The 22,914-nt window shown below is 66.1% G+C and carries 11 protein-coding genes; all 11 read right to left on the bottom strand.

Annotated elements, in window-relative coordinates; all coding sequences use genetic code 11:
* Positions 1-27 precede the first annotated feature (27 nt).
* A complete protein-coding gene (locus VG320_RS17900) occupies positions 28-11,340 on the bottom strand; it encodes a non-ribosomal peptide synthetase (protein ID WP_327201423.1) in 11,313 nt (3,770 codons plus the stop codon).
* A 254-nt stretch (positions 11,341-11,594) separates the two neighbouring features.
* Positions 11,595-12,362, bottom strand: coding sequence for an ATP-binding cassette domain-containing protein (locus VG320_RS17895; RefSeq protein ID WP_327201425.1), 768 nt, complete (start codon positions 12,360-12,362; stop codon positions 11,595-11,597).
* Between the two features lie 161 nt (positions 12,363-12,523).
* A complete protein-coding gene (locus VG320_RS17890; RefSeq protein ID WP_327201422.1) occupies positions 12,524-14,188 on the bottom strand; it encodes a cyclic peptide export ABC transporter in 1,665 nt (554 codons plus the stop codon).
* A 47-nt stretch (positions 14,189-14,235) separates the two neighbouring features.
* Entirely contained in the window at positions 14,236-15,216 is a 981-nt protein-coding gene (locus tag VG320_RS17885) for a TauD/TfdA family dioxygenase (protein ID WP_327201421.1), read from the bottom strand.
* Between the two features lie 73 nt (positions 15,217-15,289).
* Positions 15,290-16,165, bottom strand: a complete 876-nt coding sequence (locus VG320_RS17880; protein ID WP_327201420.1) for a YqcI/YcgG family protein — start codon at positions 16,163-16,165, stop codon at positions 15,290-15,292.
* 253 nt (positions 16,166-16,418) lie between these two features.
* Positions 16,419-17,900 (bottom strand): peptide synthetase, encoded by a 1,482-nt coding sequence (locus VG320_RS17875; RefSeq protein WP_327201419.1) that lies wholly within the window; start codon positions 17,898-17,900, stop codon positions 16,419-16,421.
* Between the two features lie 29 nt (positions 17,901-17,929).
* A complete protein-coding gene (locus VG320_RS17870) occupies positions 17,930-18,676 on the bottom strand; it encodes a thioesterase II family protein (RefSeq protein WP_327201418.1) in 747 nt (248 codons plus the stop codon).
* A 41-nt stretch (positions 18,677-18,717) separates the two neighbouring features.
* Positions 18,718-18,954, bottom strand: coding sequence for an MbtH family protein (locus VG320_RS17865; RefSeq protein ID WP_327201417.1), 237 nt, complete (start codon positions 18,952-18,954; stop codon positions 18,718-18,720).
* 376 nt (positions 18,955-19,330) lie between these two features.
* Positions 19,331-20,584, bottom strand: a complete 1,254-nt coding sequence (locus tag VG320_RS17860; protein WP_327201416.1) for an MFS transporter — start codon at positions 20,582-20,584, stop codon at positions 19,331-19,333.
* Between the two features lie 176 nt (positions 20,585-20,760).
* Positions 20,761-22,176, bottom strand: a complete 1,416-nt coding sequence (locus VG320_RS17855) for an MFS transporter (protein WP_327201415.1) — start codon at positions 22,174-22,176, stop codon at positions 20,761-20,763.
* Between the two features lie 122 nt (positions 22,177-22,298).
* On the bottom strand, positions 22,299-22,914 hold a 616-nt coding region (locus VG320_RS17850), incomplete at its 5' end, for an iron-sulfur cluster-binding domain-containing protein (protein ID WP_327201414.1).

Here is a 22,914-nt window from a genome sequence, read left to right as displayed (position 1 = left end):
CCGTCTTTGGGGGCATCGGCGCATCAATCAGTAAGTGGCGGGCGCGGGGTTCGGCGCGCCGGCGGTGTCGGTTTCGGTTGCGTCACAGTCGTCGTGCGCGTCGTCGAACTCATCGTCAAGCTCGAAGCTGCCGATCGCGCGCGTCGGTTCGCTCACCATGCGGCGCAGCAGCGACACGTAATGACGCGCCAGTTGCTCGACGAACTCCGCGTCGTAGACATCGAGCGCATAGGCGAACACGCACTCCAGCCCGCGCGCATCGCGCAGCACGTCGAGCGCCAGCTCGAAGCGCACGACGCCAGGATCGGCATCGAGCAGTTCGCAGCGCACGCCATCCAGATCCTGCGCGGCGGCGAAGGCGTCCTGATAGAGGAACTTCACCTGCGTGAGCGGATTGCCCGCCGTGTGGCGCTGCGGTTGCAGCTCCGCGACGAGGCGGTCGAACGGCACATCGCTGTTCGCCTGCGCGCCGATGCTGTCCGCGCGCACCTGGTGCAGCAGATCGACGAACGAGTCCGCTCCCGAAATGCGCGCGCGCATCACCAGCGTGTTGACGAAGAAGCCGATCAATCCTTCGGTCTCCACACGATTGCGCCCAGCCACGGGAATCGCGACCGGCACATCGGCGGCGCCGCTGTATTGGTAGAGCAACACGTCGAAGGCGGCCAGCAGCACCATGAAGAGCGTGGCGCCTTCGTCGAGCGCGAGCGCTTCGGCCCGCGCGCAGACGCGCTGCGGCACGCGGATCAGGTGGCGTGCGCCGTCGGGCCGGAACGCGCGGCTGCGCTCGTGTGCGCTGGGCAGGTCCATGAGTGTGCGCAGGCCCGCGAGCCGCTCGCGCCAGTAGCCCATTTGCCGCTCGACCACTGCGGCGCCGCCCTGCTCAAGCCAGTCGCGTTGCCAGCTTGCATAGTCCAGGTACTGGACCGGCAACGCGGGCAGATCCGCCTGCACGCGCGTGCGCGCCGCGCGATAGAGCGCCGCGAATTCGCGCAGCAGGACCTCGATCGACCAGCCATCCGAAATGATGTGATGCAGCACCAGATGCAGCACGTGGCGCTGCGGCGCGAGGCGCGCGAGCGTGACGCGCAGCAAGGGGCCGCTTTCGAGATCGAACGGCGCGCGCGCATTGACGATCAGTTGCGCGCGCAACCTATCGGCATCGAGCGCCGTTGCGTCGAGCGTGTCCCATCGATACGCGCTGCGCGCATCGGCGGCGGGCAGCGCATGTTGAAGCGGTGTGCCCTCGCCGCCCGAGAAGCGCGTGCGCAACACGGCGTGGCGCGCCACCAGCGCGTCGAACGCCGCGCGCACGGCATCGACGTCCAGCGCGCCTTCGCACTGCAGCGCGCCGGACACGTTGTAGGCGGCGCTCTCGGGATCGAGTTGCCAGAGGAACCACAAGCGCTCCTGCGCGAGCGAAAGCCGCGCCGATTGCTGCCCACGCGCCACCAGCGCAGGCAATGCATCGGCGCGCGCGCCACCGTTCTGCCAGTGCGCGTCGAGCGCGGCGGCCAGATCGGCCAGCACCGGATGGCTAAACAGCAGTTCGAGCGGCACCTCGCGGCCAAACGCATCGCGCAACCGCGACATCGTGCGCAGCGCCAGCAGCGAATGACCGCCGAGCGCGAAAAAGTCGCCGCTAACGCCCGGCGCGTCGATGCGCAGTACGTCGGCCCAGACGGTCGAGATCGTGCGTTCGGTGTCGCTGCGCGGGGCTTCGCCCGTGGTCTGCGCGGCCTCCGCCGACTCAGGCGCGGGCAGCGCGCGGCGATCGAGCTTGCCGTTGACCGTGAGCGGCAGGACGTCGAGCAGAACCATCGCCGACGGCACCATGTACGCAGGCATGCGCGCCGCGATCCAGTCGCGCAGCGTGGTGACGTTGACATCGGCATCGGCAGGTACGACCCACGCGACGAGGCGCAGACCCGCGCCGGTGTTGTCCGGCACGGCGAGCACGGCCGCCTCGCGCACGGCAGGATGGCCGTACAGCACGGCCTGGACTTCGCCAGGCTCGATCCGGTAGCCGCGAATCTTCACCTGGAAGTCGCTGCGGCCGATGTATTCGGGTTCGCCCGTCGGCAGGCCGCGCGCCAGATCTCCGGACGCATAGAGACGGCTGCCCGGCGCGCCGTGCGGGTCCGGCACGAAGCGCTCGGCGGTAAGACCCGGGCGCCCAAGATAGCCGCGCGCAACGCCTGGCCCGCCCACGTAGAGTGCCCCCACGCCGCCCACCGGCGCGGCGTGGGCATCGCGATCGAGCAGGCGCAACTGCAGGTCGCGCATCGGCTCGCCGATCAGGCTGCGCGGCACCTCGGCGGTGATTTCCGCCTCGCCCAGCACGCGATAGGTCACATGCACCGTGGTTTCGGTGATGCCGTACATATTGACGATGCGCGGCTGCGGCAGACCGGCGCGCGCGCGGCCCATGTACCAGCGCGCGAGCGCGCCCGGCTCCAGCTTCTCGCCCGCGAACACGATCGCCCGCACGCGGGTGAACGGCGCGCGCGCTTCTGCGTCGACCTGCATCAGCGGCATGAAGGCCGACGGCGTCTGGTTGAGCACCGTCACACCCTCGCGGCACAGCAGCGCGTGGAACGCCGAAGCGTCGCGCGCCACCTGCGCGGGCACCACCACCAGCCGCCCGCCATGCGTCAGCGCGCCGAACAGCTCCCACACCGACACGTCGAACGCGTAGGCGTGGAACAGCGGCCAGACGTCGTGCTCGTCGAAGGCATACCAGTGGCGCGTGGCGTCGAACAGGCGCGCAACGTTGCGATGCGTGACCGCCACGCCCTTGGGCCGCCCGGTCGAGCCCGACGTGTAGATCACGTAGGCGAGTTGTTCGGGGTGCACGGGCGGCGCGGCGAATGCGATGCCCGCATCGTCGAGACTGGCTTGCAGCGGATCGCACGCTTGCGCCATCACGCACGCGCGGCCTTCGAACACGGCGGGCAAATGCGCGAGGCTGGCGTCGTCGCCAACCAGCGCGGCGAGGCGTGCATCGGCGGCCACGTCCAGCAGGCGCTCCTGCGGATAGGCGGGGTCGAGCGGCACGTAGGCCGCGCCCGCCTTGAGCACGCCGAGCAAGGCCGCGACCAGTCCCACCGAGCGCTCCATGCACACGCCCACGCGATCCTCGCGGCCAATGCCGAGCGCAGCCAGGCGCGCCGCGATGCGATCGGACCAGGCCGCGAGCGTGCCGTAGTCGATGCGGCGCTGCGCATCGGCGACGGCTTCGGCGTGCGGACGGCGCAGCGCCTGCGCGGCAATGCGCTGCGTGACGGATTCGAACGGCTGGGCAGCGGTGAAAGAAGCAAGCTGCGCCGGGTCCTGCGGCGTTATATCGGCGACGATGTTTGCAAGCGGCTCGTCGTGCGCGTCGGCCAGCCGTGCGGCCAGCGCCGCGAGGTCGCCGATCAGACGCTCGACCGTGACGCGGTCGAACAGGCGCTCGTCCCAGGTGCACTGGATTTCGATGGCCGCGCCCAGAACGAAGCTCACCGTCAGCGGGAAATGCGGACGCTCGCGCACGTCCACTGCGGCGACCCACGGCGCGCTTGCTCCGGCGTCGCGCAACGCGGCATCGACGGGATAGTTTTCGACGGCGAGCAGCGTGTCGAACAGCGCCTCGCTGCCCTGCGCGGCCCAGCGCTGCACCTGGGCGAGCGAAGTCGTTTCGTGCTCGCGCAACGCGGCAATCTGCTGCTGGACGCTCTGCAGCCAGGACGAGGCGCGCGTGCGGCCCGGCACGTCGATCCACAGCGGCAGGCTATTGATGAAAAGGCCGACGGCCTGCTGCGCGCCGCGCAGCGTCGCCGGACGCCCCGCCATCGCCGTGCCGAACACGGCCTGGCGGCGATAACCCGCGCGCGCCAGCACGCAGGCCCACGCCGCATGCGCGAGCGTGCCCGCCGTCACGCGCTGGCGTTGCGCGCCTTCCAGCAAGCGCGTGCGCGTGGCCGCATCGAGCGCCAGCGTATGACGGCCAATACCGTCGCGCGGCGCGAGCGGCGCGCCCAGGCTTTCGACCAGACGCGCGGGTTCGTCGGCGCGCGCCAGTTGTGTGCGCCACCAGGTTTCGGCGTGCTGTGGTGCGGGCTGTTGCGTGGAAGCCTGTGCGCCTTGACGGCGCAGCCACGCGATATAGCGGCGCCACGTCGTATCCGGCTCCGATGCGCATTCCGTGACGGGCTGGGCGCGGCACGCCTGCAGCACTTCACCGAGCAGTGTCGACGCGCTCCAGCCGTCGAGAATCGCGTGATGATGCGTCCACACCAGGTCATGAGCGCCGTCGGGCCGCGCGAACAGCGCCACGCGCATCAGCGGCGCCTGCGTCATGTCGAAGGGCGTTCGCTCATCGGCGTCGCGCCAGGCGGCGAGGCTCGCCTCGTAGTCATGCGTGTCGAGTGCCGACCAGTCGTGCGTCTGCCACGGCAGCGCGGCGGCGTGAGCGACGACCTGCAACGCGGCATCGGTGCCGAGCCAGCGGAAACCCGTGCGCAATACCGGATGACGCGCGATGGCCGCGCGCCATGCGTCGCGCAGCGCGTGATGCGCGACGCCGCCCGCCAGCGTGAGGCACATCTGGTTCACGTAAAGGCTTGCGTCGCGATGCGACAGCGCGTGAATCAGCAGGCCTTGCTGCAGTTCCGTCGCGGCGTAGACGTCCTCGGTCGCTGCCGGATCGAGCGCGAGTTGCGCAAGCTGGGCGGCGTCGAGATCGGCGTCGGGGAAATCGGCGGGCGTGAAGGCGCATTCGCGATCCGTCGCGCCTGCGCTCTCACAGCGTTGCACCAGCGCGTTCAGTTGCGCGCCGAACGCGTCGAGCAGCGCCGCCGCCGTTGCGTCCGACACGCGCGCGGGATCGTACTCCCACGTCAGCGAGAGCACGCCGTTGACGATCATCGCGTTGATGTCGAGCGCGTAATGTGCGGGCGCTGCGGCGCGCATCGCGCCAGGCGCTTCGCTGGTGAACGTGAGGCTGTGAGCGGCATCGTGAGCGGTATCAACCCCAACAGCGCGCTCGAAACGGCCCAGATAGTTGAATGCGATGCCGGGATGCAGTGCGCGTCTATCACTGTTGGCCCGCGCGCGGCGCAGCATGCCGTAGTGCAAACCGCCTTCGTGGACCGCACGCAGGCGCGCCTTCACATCGAGCAGCGTGGCGAGCGCATCGTCGTGCGCGTTCAGCACGATGGGATAACGCGTCGTGAACCAGCCCACGGTCTCGCTCGTATCGAGATCGGCGTCGAGCGGTGCGCGGCCATGGCCTTCGAGTTCGATCGCATGACGCGCCGCGCCGCTCCAGCTGTGCAGCGTGCGCACGAGCGCCGCGAGCAGGATGTCGTCGGGGCGCAGCCTTGGCGCGCGCGGCGCGGCCTCGATCAGGCGCCGCGTTTTATCCGCGTCCCATGACCAGGCGAGCGTGCGCGGCGCGGCGTTTGCGCCCTGCGCGTGTGCGAGCGGCAGGTTCGGGCCGTTGGCGAGCGTGCTCTCCACGTCTTGCCATAGCGTCGCTTCGTGGGCCAGATCGAGTGCATCGGCGTAACGCTGCTGCGCGTGAACCCACGCGCTCCAGGGCAATTGAACCGCATTGGCTCCGGATTCCGTGCCCGATGCGCACAGCCGTTGCAGATCGGCGGCAATCACGCGCCACGACACGCCATCGACCGCAAGGTGATGCGCCGCGAGCAGCAGCCGGCGCCGGCCGCCCTGCGGCTCTTCGATAAGCGCGGCGGCAAAGAGGCGTCCGCTGTCAAGGTCGAAGCCGCGTTGCACGGCATGGCAGGTTTCGGCCAGACGCGCGTCCCATTCGTGCGCGTGCGCGACTTCGACATGCGTGAGCACGGGACGCCCGTCGAGCGCCGCGACCGGCACGACTTGCTGTTGCCATGCGCCATCGGCCGCGCGGACAAAGCGCAGGCGCAGCGCTTCATGGCGCGCGCGTAGCGCTTGCAGCGCGGCTTCCAGACGCGCAGCCGTGAGCGCGCGGCCCGGTTCGAGCAACACCGCCTGATTCCAGTGCGGCTCGCCTTGCGGGAAGGTTTCGAAGAAAGCGTGCTGGATGGGCGTGAGCGGCAGCGTGCCGCTTACCGCCAATGCGCCCGGCAGCGCGGCGGCGGGCGTCGCGATGGCGGCAAGCGCGGCAGGCGTCGGATGGTCGAACACCTGGCGCGGCGTCACGCGCAAACCGGCGTCGCGCGCCCGCGAGACGATCTGCAAGGTCAGAATCGAGTCGCCGCCAAGCTGGAAGAAGTTGTCTGTGGGCGTGACCGTCGTGCGGCCCAGTACGCTCGCCCAGATGTCGAGCAGTCGCGCGAGCGGCGACCCGGGCACGATATCTGAATCAGCGGAATCAGTGACTTGAGCGACACGAGCGGCATCGTCGGTTTCAGGCGCGGCGGCGTCTGGAGCGGGCAACGCGCGGCGGTCGATCTTGCCCGACGGCGTGAGCGGCAGCGCGGGCAGCACGACCAGCGCGGCGGGCACCATGTATGCGGGCAGGCGGCGCTGAAGTTCGGCGTTCAGGTTCGCGCCATCGACTTCGGCCCCTCCCGCCACATAGCCCACGAGGCGCGCAGACGCGCCGTCCTCGCGCAGCACCACGACGGCGTCGCGCACGCCCGCGCAGCGGCGCAGCACCGTTTCGATTTCGCCGGGCTCGATGCGGTGGCCGCGCAGTTTGATCTGCTGGTCCAGCCGCCCCAGATAGGCGATACGTCCGTCGCTGTTCACGCGGCACAGATCGCCGGTGCGATAGAGGCGCGCGCCGTGACCAGTGGGATCGGGCACGAAGCGCTCCGCTGTCTGCGCGGCGCGTCCCAGATAGCCGCGCGCGAGATTGTCGCCGCCGATGCACAACTCGCCGATACCGCCCGCCGGGACCGTCTCGCCCGAGCGGCCCAGCACCCGCAGCCGGTTGCGCGGCAAACCCTGGCCGATCGTCACGGGCCGATCCGCCGCCACGCGTGCGCCGAGCGAGTAGATCGTCGTTTCGGTCGGACCGTAGAGGTTCCACAGGTCCACGCCGCGCCCGATCAGCGCGCCCGCCAGATCCGGCGAGAGCGCCTCGCCGCCGCTCAGACCTTGAAGGCGCATGCCTGGGCGTACGCCCTGCCAGCCGCCCGCAAGCAGCAGCTTCCAGCCCGACGGCGTCGCCTGGAACACCGTCGCGCCGCTCGCCTCGAGCAAGGCCGCAAGGCGTTCGCCGTCGCGCTGCGTCTCGCGGCTGGCAAGCTCGATACGCGCGCCCACCGTCAACGGCAGGAATAGTTCGAGCAACGAAATATCGAACGATGCCGAGGTGGCCGCAAGCCAGATATCGGCAGGCGTGAGATCGAGCGTCTCGCGCATCGCCTGCATCAAGCCGTCGAACGCGCCCTGCGGCAGCGCGACGCCCTTTGGCGTGCCGGTCGAGCCGGACGTGTAGATCACGTAAGCGATGTGCGCTGGGTCAATCACATCCTGTTCGAGCGGGTCGATGCCGTCATCGAAGTTGCCATCGGCGCGCAGCGCGTTGGCATCAATCAACTGCAACTCTGCGCCAATTTCGCGCAGACGCGCAGCGCCTTGCGCATCGACGATGCAGTGACGCACGCGCGCATCGCGCAACATCGCGCCAATGCGCTGCGCCGGGTAATCCGGATCGAGCGGCAGATACGCCGCGCCCGCCGCAAATACGCCGACGCCTGCCGCAATCAGCGCGTTCGAACGGCCCACGCACACGCCCACGCATTCGTCGGCGCACACGCCGCCGCGCTGCAGGCCGCGCGCGATACGGCGCGACCAGCGTGCGAGGTCGGCGTAGCTCAATGCGTCGCCGTCACAGGTCACGGCGCAAGCGTCGGGCGTTTGCCGCGCCATGCGCGCGAAGCGTCGATGCATCGGCTCGAAGCGCGGCTCGCGAAGCGTGGCATCTGCCCCGGCGTGTGCGCTGTCGTCGGGCAACAGGTCGGCCAGCGTGAGCGCGCCGCTCGCATCAGTCGCGGCGATGGCTTCGAGCACCGCAACATACTGGTCGAGCAAACGCCGGGCAGCGGGCGCGGTGAGACGTCCGTCACGATAGTCGAGTACCAACCGCACGGCCTCACCGCTGCGCACCACGTTAAGCGTGAGGTCGAACTGCGCGCTGCCCCACGGCTCCTCGACGATTTCGACCGCGAGCGCGCCCGCGCGCCACACACCGGCGGGCACGATCTGCTCGTTGAACATGACGTTGAAAAGCGGCGTCGCGCCAGCGTCGCGCGTAGGCGCAAGCAGATCGACGACTTCGGCGAACGGCAGCTCGCGGTGGCCGAGCGCTTCGATCACACGCGCGCCGACTTGCGCAAGCAGCGCGTCCACGCTCATGCGCGGTTGCGCCTCCACGCGCACCACCGCGCTGTTGACGAGATAGCCGACGCGCCCTTCGGTCGCCGCGTCGCGCAGGCTCACCGGCATGCCGATACGCAGATCGGCCTGCTCGTTCAGGCGGTGCAGCAGCGCCGCGAAGCCGGTGAACAGACCGGCGAAAGCGGTCGCGCCTTGCGCGCGCGACCAGGCCGTCAGGCGTGCGGTCAGCGCGGCGCTCAGGCTGCGGGCCACGCGTGCGCCGTGGCCGTGGGTGCTGGGCGCTGCGGTTTGCTGTTGCGGCGACGCACCCGCTTCTTCCGGCAACGCCGTGCGCGGATGTTCGGCGCCGAGCCGTTCACGCCAGTACGTGCGTTGTGCGTCGAGATCGACGCACGTAATCGGAGCCGAAAAATCCGCAGCAAATTCGATGGGTGCGTCGAGCACGGCAGCGTCCGCGCACGCGGCGTCATAAGCCACAATCAGATCACGGCACACGACATGCCACGATGCCGCGTCGCAAACGATGTGATGGGTGACCAGGCCGAGCCGATGGCATTGCGCTTCCAGGCGCACGAGCGTGGCGCGCAGCAACGGCCCATGCGTGAGATCGAAGGGCCGCGCGGCGGCTTCGGCGAGGGTGTCGTGGGCGTCGGCGTCGGCGGGATGGGGGCGATCGAAGGTCAGCCAGTCGATCGACGCGTCGTCGACAACGCTGCGCACCGGTACGCCGTCCTGCTCGTCGAAGCGCGCGCGCAGTTCCGGGTGGCGCGCAAGCGTCACCGCAAGCGCGTGGCGCAACGCGTCGACGCGCAGCGCGCCGCTCAGTTCGAGCGTCGCGCTTACGTGATAGGCGGGATCGCGCGGATCGACGCGCCACAGAAACCACAAGGCGCGCTGGCCCGCGGTCATGCGGTCATCTGCGGGCTGCGGCGCTGCGTCGTCCATCATGCGCTTGACGCCGCCTGCATCGAATTCGCCCGCAAGCATCGCGGCCTGCGCGCGCACGGTACGCCGCACGAACAAGGCGCCGACCGGCACCGTCACGCCGAACTCCTCGCCTAGCGCCGCTGCGAGGCGCACGGCCGCGATAGACTGGCCGCCCGCTGCGAAAAAATCGGTATCGGCGTCGAATTGGATTTCGGCATCATCCACGGCAGGCAGCGCGATTCGCCAGCATTGCGCGACGCGCGCTTCTATTTCCGAGTTTTGTTCGGATTCCTTCTTATCTGGTGGCGTACTTGCGTCCGTGGAACGCGCATCCAGAACCGCAAACGGCGTCAACGTACCGGCATTCCACATCGGCAAGCAGGCGCTGCGCTGCAGTTTTCCGCTCGACGTGCGCGGCAGGTCGCCGGGTTCAAGCAGCAGCGCGAGCGCCACATCCTGCTGAAAATACTCGCCGATAACCCGTTGAAGCTGCGCAAACAACGCCTGGGCACCGCCTTCGCGACGCTTTCCGCGCGCGACTTCGGCAGCGAGCCCGATGCCCTCGCCGCCTTCGGCACGCAGCACCGGAAACGCGCTCACGCGAGCGCTGCGCACCCAGTCGAGCGCATCGCCAACGGACGTTTCGATATCCTGCGGATAGAGATTCTGCCCGTGAATAACGATCAGATCCTTCGCGCGCCCACACACATGCAGCCGCCCATCGACGAGAAAACCCAGGTCGCCGGTGCGCAGCCAGCGCCCGCCAGCCAGCGGATGGGTGACGAAGCTCGCATCGGTTGCGGCCTGGTTGCGCCAGTAACCTTGCGCGATGCTCGGCCCCTGCACCCAGATTTCGCCGACTTCTCCGTCTGCACGCATCTCAAACGTGCGCGGATCGACAATCGCCAGCGCGTGCTGCGACGCATGTACACCGCAATCGACAATTGCCTGGGTGTCCGCATCATCGTGCTCATGCAGGCTCGCGAGCGCCCGACCTTCGGCCAGCGTAGCCGCCACGAAACGGCGTTGCGGCGCGCCGCCGCCCGCGCGCACGCCCGTCACCAGCAACGTCGCTTCGGCCAGGCCATAGCAGGGATAGAGCGCGGCGGCATTGAAGCCGCATGGCGCGAAGCGCGCGGCGAAACCGTCGAGCGTGGCCTGACGAATCGGCTCCGCGCCGCAAAATGCGACACGCCAGCTACGCAGATCCAACGCGCCGATCTGCGCATCGCGCACACGGTCGAGACACAGACGATACGCAAAATCAGGGCCGCCGCTCACAGTCGCGCGTTCGCGCGCGATGGCCGCGAGCCAGCGCGCGGGTCGTTCGAGGAAATGCTGCGGCGTCATCAGCGTGACCGGGAAGCCGCACACGAGCGGCGACAGCAAGCCGCCGATCAGGCCCATGTCGTGATAGAGCGGCAGCCAGCTCAGCATGCGGTCGGTGGCGGTATAGGCCATCGACCCGGCAATTGCATCGATATTCGCGCACAGATTGGCGTGTGAGACCATCACGCCCTTGGGCACGGAAGTCGAGCCCGACGTGTATTGCAGGAACGCCAGCGCCTGCGGATCGCCCGCTTCGACGCAAAACGCGCCTTCGTGAGGCGCGCGCGGATCGACCAGACGCGTATTGGCGAGCGCATCGCTCAGGCCCGCCGCCTCGATCAGCGCGCGGCCCGCATCTTCGATGATCGCGATGGCGGGATGGCAATCGGCGGCCATCGCGCGCAGACGCGCCCCATGCGCGCCCTGTCCCGCTTCGGGCGGATACGCGGGCACGGCGATCTGCCCCGCGTACTGGCAGGCCACGAAGGCGACCACGTAGTCGAGGCTTGTCGGCAGCAGGATCAGCACGCGCTCGCCGGCGGGCGCGGCGGCGCGCAAGGTCTGCGCGAGCGCACGGGCGCGGGCGTCGAGCTGCGCGTAACTGAGTTCGTGGACGGTGGCGTCGCCGTCGGTTAGAAAACGCACGGCGCTCTGTTGCGGGCGTTGCGCGAGATGCACCTGCAGCGCGCTCACCAGATCGCGCGCGGGGGCACAAACGACGTTTGCGCCGGAAGGGTGACTCAAAGGCATCTTGCTCTCCTGATATCCGCAATTTCACATTCACGGGCGCGCACGTCGGCAGCGGCCCGAAAACGATCCGTTGATCCGTTGGTCCCCGTGCGCCACATCGCGGGCACGGGCAATAGATGTCACTGCGGGGGAAAGCCCGGCGCACTCGTGGGAGCGCCGTGTGCTGGTGTTCGACCATCGTCGCCGGATATCCCGCCTGGCGCGCGTGCACGCAGCACGCGGCGCCATTGATCAGGACATCCAGGAATGCTGCGTCAGTGTGGGTAGCAGATCGGCAGGCCGCCATGCGGATGCGCGATGGTGCCCATCTTCACGCCGTAAATCTCGCCGAGTCTGTCGGCCTGCACGATCTCGTCCACCGGGCCGCTCGCCAGCAGACGGCCGCCTTTGAGCGCGATGAGATCGTCGCAAAAGCGCGCCGCCATGTTGATGTCGTGGAGCACCACGACCACGCCCAGCCCGCGCTCACGGCTCAGCGACCTTACCAGTTCGAGTACCTCAAGCTGATGCGCGATATCGAGCGCCGAGATCGGCTCGTCTAGCAGCAAACATTCGCTATCCTGAGCAACCAGCATGGCGAGCCAGGCGCGCTGGCGCTCGCCGCCCGAGAGGTTATCCACGGCGCGCCCGGCGAAGACGGTGAGATCGGTGAGGCGGATCGCTTCATCGACTTTCTCGTGATCGGCGTCGGTAAAGCGGCCGAGCGCGCCATGCCACGGATAGCGGCCCAGCGCAACGAGTTCGCGCACCGTCATGGCATCGGCGGCGGGCGGCTGCTGCGGCAGATAGGCGACCTTGCGCGCGAATTCGCGGCTACGCCATTGCGGCAATGCACGCCCGCCAAAGCGCACCGCGCCCGACGTCACTGCCATCTGCCGCGCCAGCAGTTTCAGCAGCGTGGACTTGCCCGAACCGTTATGGCCGATCAGGCCCGACACGCGCTCAGCCCGCAGATTCAGCGTCAGCGGCGCGAGCAAGGTGCGCTCGCCGACGACGAACGAGGCGCCTTCCAGTTCATACATCGGCGTGGCGCAGCCGTGCGCCTCCAGCTTGTGGCCCGTGCGCCGTTCCGGTGCCGCCACTTCGTCGCCCGGCGCCGTGCCGGTTGCCGCTACTTGATCATTCATGCTCGAAGCCTTTTGCCTGCCTGTTTTTCACCAGGATTCATTACACCGCGCGAAATTCACGCCGACATCTGCGGGCGCGCGCTTTCCTGCTGCGTGTGAGTCACCAGATCGCTGCCCTTGCCCGTCGCCACCACCTGACCGTAATCGAGCTTGATATAGCGATCGGCGAGATGGAAGAAGCGGTCGTCATGCGTGATGACGAACACGGTCTTGCCCTTCGCCTTGAGTTGCGGCAGCAGGTGCTGGTAGAAAACGTCCTTGAAAACCGGGTCCTGGTCGGCGGCCCATTCGTCGAACAGATAGAACGGCCGGTCCTCCAGATACGCGACCAGCAGCGCAAGCCGCTTGCGCTGGCCCTGCGAAAGCTGCGTGGTGGAGAACGTGCCGTCGCTCACATTCACCTTGTGGTCAAGCTGAAGCTCTTCGAGCAGCGCGCGCGCCTTCGCGTCCAGGCCGTTCACGCGCATGCCCAGCAGGCTGTCGAACAGGAAGAAGTCGCTGAACACCACCGAAAAATGCTGGCGATAGATCTCGCGATGCGCCTCGTCCACCGGTGCGCCATTGAGCAGGATGCGACCGCTTTCAGGCGGATAGAGGCCCACCAGCATCTTCGCGAGCGTGGTCTTGCCGCTGCCGTTGCCGCCGATCAAATACACCAGCTCGCCCGGCTTGAACGTCAGGTTGACGGGCCCAAGCGTAAAGACTTCGTTCTCCTTCTCGCGGAAATACCGATGCGTTGCGCCTTCGAGCGCGATGGTCTCGAAGCCGCTTGCCGACGTAGCCGGATGCATCTTTTCCTCGGGCAGATCGGCGTTGACCTGTTCGATGCGTTCGAGCGCCACGCGCGCCATGCTCACCGTCGGGATCGCTGAAAGCAGCCCTTCGATCGGCATGATCATGTAAAGGAAGGTCATCGCGTAACCCGACATCACCGACGACGACACCGGGAAAAGCCGTGCAAGAATGAACAGCGTGCAGCCGATGAACACGAACAGGATCATGTTGCCCCAGCTCGCGGCCGCCGAATTCAGCACGTAGCCGCGGCTGCGCTGCACCCGCACCGCTTCCACGTTCGGCGCAATGATGTCGTCGATAAAGGCCTGCTTGCGCGCCTTGTGCAGCTTCAGTTCCTTCGCGCCGTCAAACAGTGCGCGAAAATCCTTGACCAGTTCGTCTTCGCGCTTGCGCGAGCTACGCAAATGAAACAACGCCTTGGCGCTGATCAGATGCGAACCGGCAACGCCCACCGTAATGGTCGCAATGGCGCACAGCAAAATAGGCCACGACAGATAGCCCAGATATGCCAGACAGCCGACGATCACTGCGCCTTGCGTAGCCAGCACCGGCAGATTGACGAAGAACACCACGACGCTGTCCAGATCCTGAGTCAGCACACCCAGCGGACGCGCCGAGCCCTGCTTTTCCAGATCAGCAAACGACGCCTCGCCGATACGGCGAATCGTGCGCATGCGCAGCGTCGCCTTGGCGCGCTGGCCGAGTTGCATGAACATCGTCTGCGAAAGCGTGCGTGTGACGAGCACCACGAGACAGATCGCGAGAAATTCGACGCCCAGGCGCGCGAGGCCGTCTCTGGACGCGCCCAGCGCCTGGTTGATCAACGCGACCAGCGCCGCGTTGCCAAGCCCACCCACGATGCTCATGACGAGGGCAATGAGGAGCGTGCCTCGCGAGTTGCGGATGAGGTACAAAAGTAGCGACATGAATTTCCTTTAAGCTTTATTAGTCTCGTGGGGATTGAATCCCACCGTCACGCCATGGCCACCAGCACGCGGCGCGCACCGGAAAACGGCGCGCGTCCGTGCGACATCAACAGATTGTCCAGCATCATGAGGTCGCCTGCGCGCCAGTCGAACGCGAGCATCGTGCGCTCATAGACATCGCGGATTTCAGCGAGCATCGCATCGTCGATCGGCGTGCCGTCGCCAAAGAATGCGTGACGCGGCAATTCTTCCTCGGGGAAGGCATCGAGCAGCGATTCGCGCAGATCATCAGGCAGGCTCGACACATGGAATAGATGCGCCTGGTTGAACCACACCATCTCGCCGGTCTGCGGATGCTGAAGTTCCGCCTGGCACACCTGCTTCGTGCGCAGCGCTTCGCCGTCGTCACCCCATTCGTACTGAATCTGGTTATCGGCGCAAAAGGCTTCGACAACATCGCGCCGGTCGGTATTGAAGACCTTCTGCCACGGCAGATCAAGACCGGTGCCGTAATTGCGCACGTACATCACGCGCTTGTCTGCAAACAGGCGGCGCAGCGCCGGGTCGATGCGTTTCCAGACTTCGCGGCTGTCGGCAACCGGCGTAGCGCCGCCCTGCGGCGCGGCAATGTCGCAATAGAACCAGATCCAGCTCGGCCATTTAAGCGTGTACGACTGCTCGTTATGCTGGTCGATCCATTGAGACGCCGGATATTCGGTCGACGAATACACGCCTTTTTCGACGTGCGAACGCGGCGTCGAGCCGAACTCATAGGACAGCAAAGGCTTGCCGAAGCGCGCCGCATGCGCATTGAAGCCTGCCGCCCCCACCGGCAGCGCGCCGCGAATCAGCACGCCGCCATACTGGGTCAATTCTTGCAGCAGTGCGGCGCGTATCTGTGGATCGTCGGCGAGCGCATTAACGTCGAGCCCTTCGCATTCCACGCTCAATACGCGCGTGCCGTGCATTTCGATCACGCGTTCGCGAAAGCCTTCGGGCAGCAGCAAGGTAGATTCGGCAATCGACATGGGCGTTATTCCTTCGTATTCCTGATTTCGTGCTGACGTGCGTTTTTTACGTTTGGTGCGACTAACCCGACAATTACTTGCCGACCGAATATTCGATATCCGCTTCTTCTACGGTTTCGGTTTCGGCAGGTTGCGTGGTCGAATGCACCGGCTGCGTCGCCTGTGCTGCGTTTTTGCGTTTGCGACTCAGGAACGGGCAACGGTCCGCCGCGCGCTCGCTATCGTCGGCAAGGAAATATTGCTTCCATTCGAGGTTGCCCGGGTCGCCGTAAAAGCCCAGATCCGGATGCGGCTCCACCTCGTCCCACACGCGCAAACGCTCGCGTACCTGGTTGCGCGCTTCGCGCCCAATCACCTTGTTGGTGATGGTGTCGACAAATACGGCGCGCGGCTGGAACAGCAGCACCATGCCAGGCCCGAGATTGCGGCTATGGCGTTTCTGGAACGACGGGCATGCGCACACCACGAACATCTGCACGCCGCCAAACGAGAACTCCCAGGCCTCGTCGGACGGATCCGGCTGAAAGTCCGCGCCGGGCGCCTTGTCTACGTTGTGCAGGTGCTGGAGGGCACCCCAGAAGTGATCGTGATATTCCTCGTGCGACAGCGGCTGGGCATCCGGCTCGAAAAAGATCGCGATGTTATGGCGGCGAAATTCGACCTGATCCGCCAGACGCGCGAACGTCGCCATGGTCGCGGGCAGCGTGCTGAGGTCTTTGCCGTTGACGTACGAATAGAACATTTCCCCACGCCGCTCGGCGATCGTGCCGAAGAAACACGGGTAGCCATCCGAGAGCACCTGCGAACGCAGCGTTTCATAGGAGCTGACGAGCCAGTGAGGGACCTCGGTCAAGCCCACCTCATCCTCCAGGATAACGCGCGCTCGCCAGTCGCTCACCTCGCGCTTGCGGCTGGGAACCGCATCAGCGCTTTTGTTTTCAGCCTGCATGACCCTCTCCATCTAAACGGTTTCTGTCCGGGTTAGCTGTCTGCGCGGCTGTGTGGACATATAGCCCTATAGCGCGCGCAGCCGAAGACAACCACTCCCCGCGACGCGCACAGGGCGGCCGACGGGTCAATCAGTAATCCGGATCGTTCATCGAAGAACGGAGCTGGGAAAATACATGCCTGGCAAAAACATCCGGTCGCGGCCTTGCTAGCTGCCGCGCTTGATACAACCTGCTCGTGCTTGACTCAGAACCTCAGGCGGCCACCGCTGCGGCTGCTGACGATACCGGCGCGCCGTCGAGCAGTTCGGCGATCCATTCCTCAGGAATGATGGGCTGATCGTAGGTGCATTCCGGGCACACCACGGTCGAGCCATGCAGGCGGCCATCGGGAATCAGCACCTTGTCGCCCTCGCCCATCTCCAGGCGCATGCCCAGATTGCCCCAGAACAGCATCTGCGTGCCCACGCCGCCGCTGCGAATCACCACCAGACGGTGATCGTTGTGAACGTGCGTCGTCGAGCAGAGGTCGCGCGGCTCGATAAAGGTTTCGCGATCGATTTCCGGGCATTCCGCCTCAATACGCACAGCAATCTTCCCGGCCCATTCGATGTAGTTTTCGATGGCCGATAGCCACTTGAGCTGTTCGCCCAGATCCCAGCGGCCACGGTCCGCGAGTTTCTCGCCCGCGCCGAAACCCTGCCCCACGCGATAAAGACCTTCCGCGCCGTAGGCCTGCCCCACCTGCGCGAGCGCTCGCGAGAAGCGCGCGACCAGATCGTCGGCGGCGTGCGCGGCGTCGACATGCGTGCCTCGCGAAGCATCGGGCTGCACCAGATGCGGGCAAGCCTTCGCGAGTGCGGCCGAAAATGCCAGCGCTTCCGCCTCGGCCACGAAGGTCGCGCCGAGCAGCGGGAACGCACGGTCCGGACGCGTGCCCAGCGCATACAGCAGATTGGCCTTCGCCATGCTGGTCGGCAGATAGAACTGCCAGTACGAGTGCTCGCGCTGCGTCGTGCCGACGAATTCTGCGACGCGCGCGAGCATCGGGTCTTTCGCAGGCGCGCTGGTTTCGGGGCGGTCGGCTGCAGCCACGAAATCGAAGTAACCTGCGGCCACTGCGCGTTCGACCGCCGTGCGGCGCGAAGGCGCCAGGCTGTAGCGCTGGATCATGATGAAGCGCAGGCCTTCGACCAGGTAGTCGTTGCGCACGAGCAGCGCAAACATGTCGGCCCAGAACGTCTGCTCGGCCGCCAGCACGGCGCGCAGGCGCTCCGTATAACGCGCCACGGTTTCGCCGCGTCGGCCTTCGCTGCCAAGGAACGTAAAGCCGTAGTGTTCCAGGAACGGGCGGATACGCGCGCCGAGCACCTGATTGCGCTCACCGTAGAACGCGTCGAAACGCGCGAATTCACCGGCGGCAACGTTTGCGTCGGCGGCATTCGGTTTAGGCGGGCGCGCGATGCCCACTTCGTTGAGCGACATCAGCAAACGCTGCGTCGCCAGCGACGGCAGACGGCTCACGCGATCGGCGGGTACGGGCTTCTTGAATTGCAGGAATTCAAGGTCTTCCGGGCGCAGCGGGCGACGATAGTAGTCCTCATCGAGTTCAAGCTCTTCGACCGCAGCACTGCGAAACGCGTGATGCGACGCGAAATCGCGAATCAACGGGAGGATTTCCTCGCGCTGGGCGACATAAGGCGAAAAATCGAAAAGCTCAGACGAGTTGTCCGCCATACAGAGACCTCCACGTGAGATGCGGGATATCAGACCGGTGAACACGCAAGTGCGTTGCCCGGCTGTCCGCTAGATTGAAACGCCCTCGCGAGGCTGCTGACGACCAGCTCGATAACCGCGTCGCGATGGGTATTGATGAAAAAATGATCCGCGTCGATGGCGTGCTGCTCAAAGTCACCGCACGTTTCCAGCGACCACGCCGCCAGATTGCCGGGCTCCTGCGCGATTTCACGATCGTGTGTGCCGCCCAGCACCAGCAGCGGACAATCGAGCGACGCGCGTTGCGCATACGCGTAACTGCCGCACAGATGGAAATCGGCCCGCAGGAACGGCAGCACCAGCTCCATGAATTCGCGGTTCGCGAGCAACTCCTCGGGCATGCCGTTGAGCGAGCGCACTTCGTCGATAAACTCGCTTTCCGGGCAGCTCAGCCAGTACAGCTCGCGCTGCCGACGACGCGGTGCCTTGCATGCCGACACGCCTAGCCACGCGGGCTCGACTCCATGACGCTTGCGTATGGCGTGGGCGAACTCGAAGCCGATCAACGCGCCCATGCTGTGCCCGAAAATCGCGAATGGCGCGCCCAGATGCGGCGCGGCGTCGTCGAGCAGCAAATCGAGCAGTTCGGGCCATGTATGCAGCGCGCGCATCGCATGGCGCACACCGCGCCCCGGCATATGCAGGGGCACGAGCCTGATCCACGCGGGCAAGCGCTGCTGCCATTCGCGATAGACCGCGGCGCTGCCACCCGCATAGGGCAAACAGAACAACGTCAAGGCCTGCGCCGACGTCGCACCGCGCGACGCGAAAGACGACATCAGGCCGGCGAGGCCGCGCCATTCGCGGCAGCTTCTGCGTCCATGGCCTTGCGCAGGCTCGCGGGGCGCATATCGGTCCAATGCTCCTCGATATACGCGAGCACCTCCGCCTTCGGCCCCTTCTTGCCCACGGCTTGCCATCCCGCGGGAATCTGCTTGTAGCTCGGCCAGATCGAGTACTGCTCTTCCTGATTGATCACGACCTCGAACTCGGCGTTCTCGTCATCCCAGCTCACGTTTTGTGTCCTCCACCCGTTTCCGATCAAACACCTGCATGCCCGCCGCCATCGATCCTGACAGCGCTGAGGATCACCTCGCATGCACTTTGAATGAGAATGCTTCTCAATCATCCAATAAAATTAATTCGTCTGATGATGAATGTCAAGCGGATTCGGCTAAGCCCATACGGGTGATAGTGACGTTCGGATGGGTGTCATCCGGGCGGCGTAGGCGGAGGAGTTTTGAGCGCGGCGCAGGTTTGCTTTCGTATACCTTACGCGCGAGGCACATCAGAGCGCGCTCATCGTTTGAATTGCGCCCACGTCGCATTACTTCGCATGCCTTAATAAATACAAAGCACGGCGATCACTGAAATCGCCCATGCGCTTACGCTCAACCTTCCCGGCGACGCTCCGGGAAGAAAAGCAGCGCGAAAAAGCTCATGACACATACCGGGACGGCGTACCATGCGACCGCCATGGGGTTGCCGCTCCATTGGATCAGCGACGTGACGATGGGTTGCGCCGTCGCACCGAACAGCGCCACGCCCAGCGCAAACGACAGCGCCGTGCCCGTGGCGCGCACGTCGGCCGGGAACGCCTCCAGCACCATCACCGTGCCCACGCCGCTGCATGGCGCGACGAACGCGCTGATCAGTCCCACGCCCAGCAGCACCGTGGCGGTGTCGTGCGTGTGGGAAATGAAGTGGAACACGGGATAGATCAGCAGGGTCGTGACGCCGGAGGCCACCAGCAACAGCGGCTTGCGCCACTGCAGACGATCGGCCAGCAAACCGGATAACGGCGCGGCCAGTATCAGCACACAAGCGGACACCGCCGTAGCAAGAAATCCCAGCTTCGCCGGCAGATGCATCACATGCGTCAGGTAGGACGGCATGAAATAGCTGACGGTATAGGCCGGCACCGTGCGGCCCGCCACCGTGAGCGTGGCCAGAACGAGGGGTTTGCCGTGAGCCTTATAAAGCTCGACAAGCGGAACTTTCGCACGAGGCTTCGGCGCGTCGCGAAGCGCGTCCTCGGGCAACTGCCGCCGCACGTACCAGCCCAGCGGCACAATCAGCAAGCCAATCGCGAAGGGAATGCGCCACCCCCATGCCGCGAGGCTTTCGGCAGACAGGCGGCTCGACAATAGCAGGCCCAGCAGCGCCCCCATCAACGGCGCCACGGCGGCGGCAACCAGTTGCCAGCTCAACAAAAAACCACGGCGAGTATGTGGCGCGGCTTCCATGACATAAGCTGCGGCAGCGCCAATCTCACCGCCCGCCGCCAGTCCCTGCAGCAAGCGGCCAACCAGGATCGCAATCGGCGCGGCAATGCCCACGACGCGATAAGGCGGACAAACGGCAATGATCGCCACGCCGGCCGCCATCAACCAGATGGAGCGCGTCATGGCCGCGCGACGGCCGACGCGGTCGGCGTAAGCGCCGATCACGATCGCACCGAGCGGACGAAACAGGAAGCCCACGCCGAAGGTGGCGACCGCCAGCAGCAGCGACGTCATTGGCTGGGCAGCGGGGAAGAATTGCGCGCCGATCCAACCTGCGAACAGTGCGAATACGGAGAAGTCGAAAATCTCCAGGCAACTGACGAGGGATGCCGCGACGACGATCGGGCGCAGTCGCGTCAAGGGCGCAACGCCTGTCATGACCGACGCCGAAGCGTCGCGCCCACTGCTGGTTTTTCTATCCACTGATCCCGCCCTGCCCCAATCGCACAACCATTGTGGCGGGAATTGTAATGCGATAGCGCCTTTGCTGTAATTTGCAAAACGTTTGCGCCGGGTCGAACTCCGCAACAAACCTTCTATCGCGCGATTTCATCGAGCGTGCGGCCACGCGTTTCCAGCGCGAACACGCCGATTACAACCGCGCCCAGCATCGAAACGATCGCAAAGTACGCGAATACGGCCTCCACTTTCCACCATGTCAGCAACGCGCCGATCACAACCGGCCCGACCACCGAAGCCACACGCGTAATCGCCGAGGCCGCGCCCGCGCCGGTCGCGCGAATGCGCGTGGGATACACCTCGGGCGCATAGACGTAGATGCCGCACTGGACAATCGCGATCATCGACACACTGATCGAGGCGAGCACCAGCACGAGTTCGGCACTCGCGCGCGTGCCGCTCGCCGCCATCCAGAGCATCGGCAGCGCCGCGCCCAGAAAAGCGAGCGCGAAAGTCTTGCGGCGGCCCAGCCAGTCGATCGCAAACGTGCCGACGAAGGTGCCGATAAGCGTCGCGATCATGCTCACAGTGCCGTAGCGCAGCGCGGTCTGCAGCGGCAGATGATAGACCGTGCGATAGAGCGACGGCAGCCACACCAGAATGCCGTAAGTCGTGAGGCTGCCGCATGCGGCCATCACCCACACCACCAGCGTGCGGCGCGCAAAACCGCGTGCGAAAAGGGCGCGAAACGATTCTTTGGGCGTTTCGTCTGCAGTCGCGTCGGCAAGCTCGGCCACCTTTGCGTCGTCGCGCGGCGACACGCCCGCACTGCGCTCCATCGTTCCGACGATCGCACGCGCTTCGTCGGCGCGGCCGTTGATCGCGAGCCAGCGCGGCGATTCGGGCGCGGCGTAGGGCAGCAGCGCTGCCAGTACGATCGGCAGACCGCCCACCAGAAACATGGCCTGCCAGCCGAAGCTGGGAATCAGCCACAGCGCGGCGACGGCGGCCACCAGATTGCCGAGCGCAAATGTCGATTGCAGCACGAAGATCACACGCCCGCGAATACGCGCGGGGCACACTTCATTCATATAAGTCGCCGACACTGGCGATTCGCCGCCCAGACCAATGCCTTGCAGGAAGCGCAGCGCGATGAACACCGCATACCCGCTCGCATACGCGGACGCCACGCTGCCCAAGGCAAGCACCACCAGCAGCCAGCGCAGTACGCGCAGCCTGCCGAAGCGCTCGGCGGCGGCGCTGAAGAACAGCGCGCCCAGCGTCTGCCCCACATAGCCGCCAGAGACCAGCAGGCCCGCTTCGGTGGGCGTGAGATGCCTGAGGCCAATCAGCACGGGCATCACGAAGGCAATCGTGAGCGCGTCGAAGGCGTCGGTCATATGCACGAAACCGACGATGCCGAGCACGCGTGCGTGCCAGCGCGAGAACGGCAGCCGTTCGATACGCGCCGATATCAATGCGGCTTCCTGTTTGTCGGCGGCGCGCGCAGCGCCGCTGGCCTCGTAATCCTGCGCCAGGCGGGTGAGTTCCATGGTGTCCTCAAAAGGCTTGCTGTGGGGAGAAGCGTGAGGCTTCAGCTATTTATTTCGTTATGCTTATCGGACTGCGCGGTATGGTGTCGAACCGCGCAGTCCCTTGCTATCGCTTCGGCGCCTCAGGCCAGATCGAGCACGAGCGTACCGCTCTTCGCACCCGATACGCAGATCATCATCGCGTTGTTGGCAGCGCGTTCCGATTGCGTGAGCACCGCGTCGCGATGCTCCACGCAGCCGCCGAGCACGCGTGTCTGGCACGCGCCGCACAAGCCTTCGCGGCAGCTATATTCAACGTCCACATCCGCTTCGATGAGCGCATCGAGCAGCGCCTTGCCCGCCGGCACGAACAGCGACCGGCCGCTGCGCGCCAGCTCTACGGTGTAGCCCGCGTGCTCGACTGGCGCGACGGGTGCGGCTGGCGCGAAACGCTCGATATGCACGTTGCGCACGCCCGCATCCGCGCACGCCGTTTCGAACGCCGCCAGCATCGCGCCCGGCCCGCAACAGTAGGCGTGCACGTCATGCGCCTGACGCGCCTGATCCGCAACACAGGCCGCAAGATCGAAGGGCCGGCCATCGTGCTCATCGTCGAAATGCAGCACGACGTCGCCGCCCAGCGCCGCCAGTTCGTCGAGAAATGCGGCCTGATCGCGGCTGCGTGCGCAATAGACGAACTGCACCGCCCGGCCGCGCTCGCGCAGACGGCGGTACATGCATAGCATCGGCGTGACGCCA

Origin of the sequence: Paraburkholderia sp. (assembly GCF_035948235.1) — a bacterium.
Classification (GTDB): Bacteria; Pseudomonadota; Gammaproteobacteria; order Burkholderiales; family Burkholderiaceae; genus Paraburkholderia.
The sequence above is the reverse complement of the archived record's forward strand: the minus strand, read 5'-3'. Positions and strand labels throughout refer to the sequence as shown.

Bases quoted from the DNA above. Each gene is read 5' to 3' on its own strand.
- VG320_RS17900 (WP_327201423.1), bottom strand. From the start codon at position 11,340: ATGCCTTTGAGTCACCCTTCCGGCGCAAACGTCGTTTGTGCCCCCGCG.
- VG320_RS17895 (WP_327201425.1), bottom strand. From the start codon at position 12,362: ATGTATGAACTGGAAGGCGCCTCGTTCGTCGTCGGCGAGCGCACCTTG.
- VG320_RS17890 (WP_327201422.1), bottom strand. From the start codon at position 14,188: ATGTCGCTACTTTTGTACCTCATCCGCAACTCGCGAGGCACGCTCCTC.
- VG320_RS17885 (WP_327201421.1), bottom strand. From the start codon at position 15,216: ATGTCGATTGCCGAATCTACCTTGCTGCTGCCCGAAGGCTTTCGCGAA.
- VG320_RS17880 (WP_327201420.1), bottom strand. From the start codon at position 16,165: ATGCAGGCTGAAAACAAAAGCGCTGATGCGGTTCCCAGCCGCAAGCGC.
- VG320_RS17875 (WP_327201419.1), bottom strand. From the start codon at position 17,900: ATGGCGGACAACTCGTCTGAGCTTTTCGATTTTTCGCCTTATGTCGCC.
- VG320_RS17855 (WP_327201415.1), bottom strand. From the start codon at position 22,176: ATGGAACTCACCCGCCTGGCGCAGGATTACGAGGCCAGCGGCGCTGCG.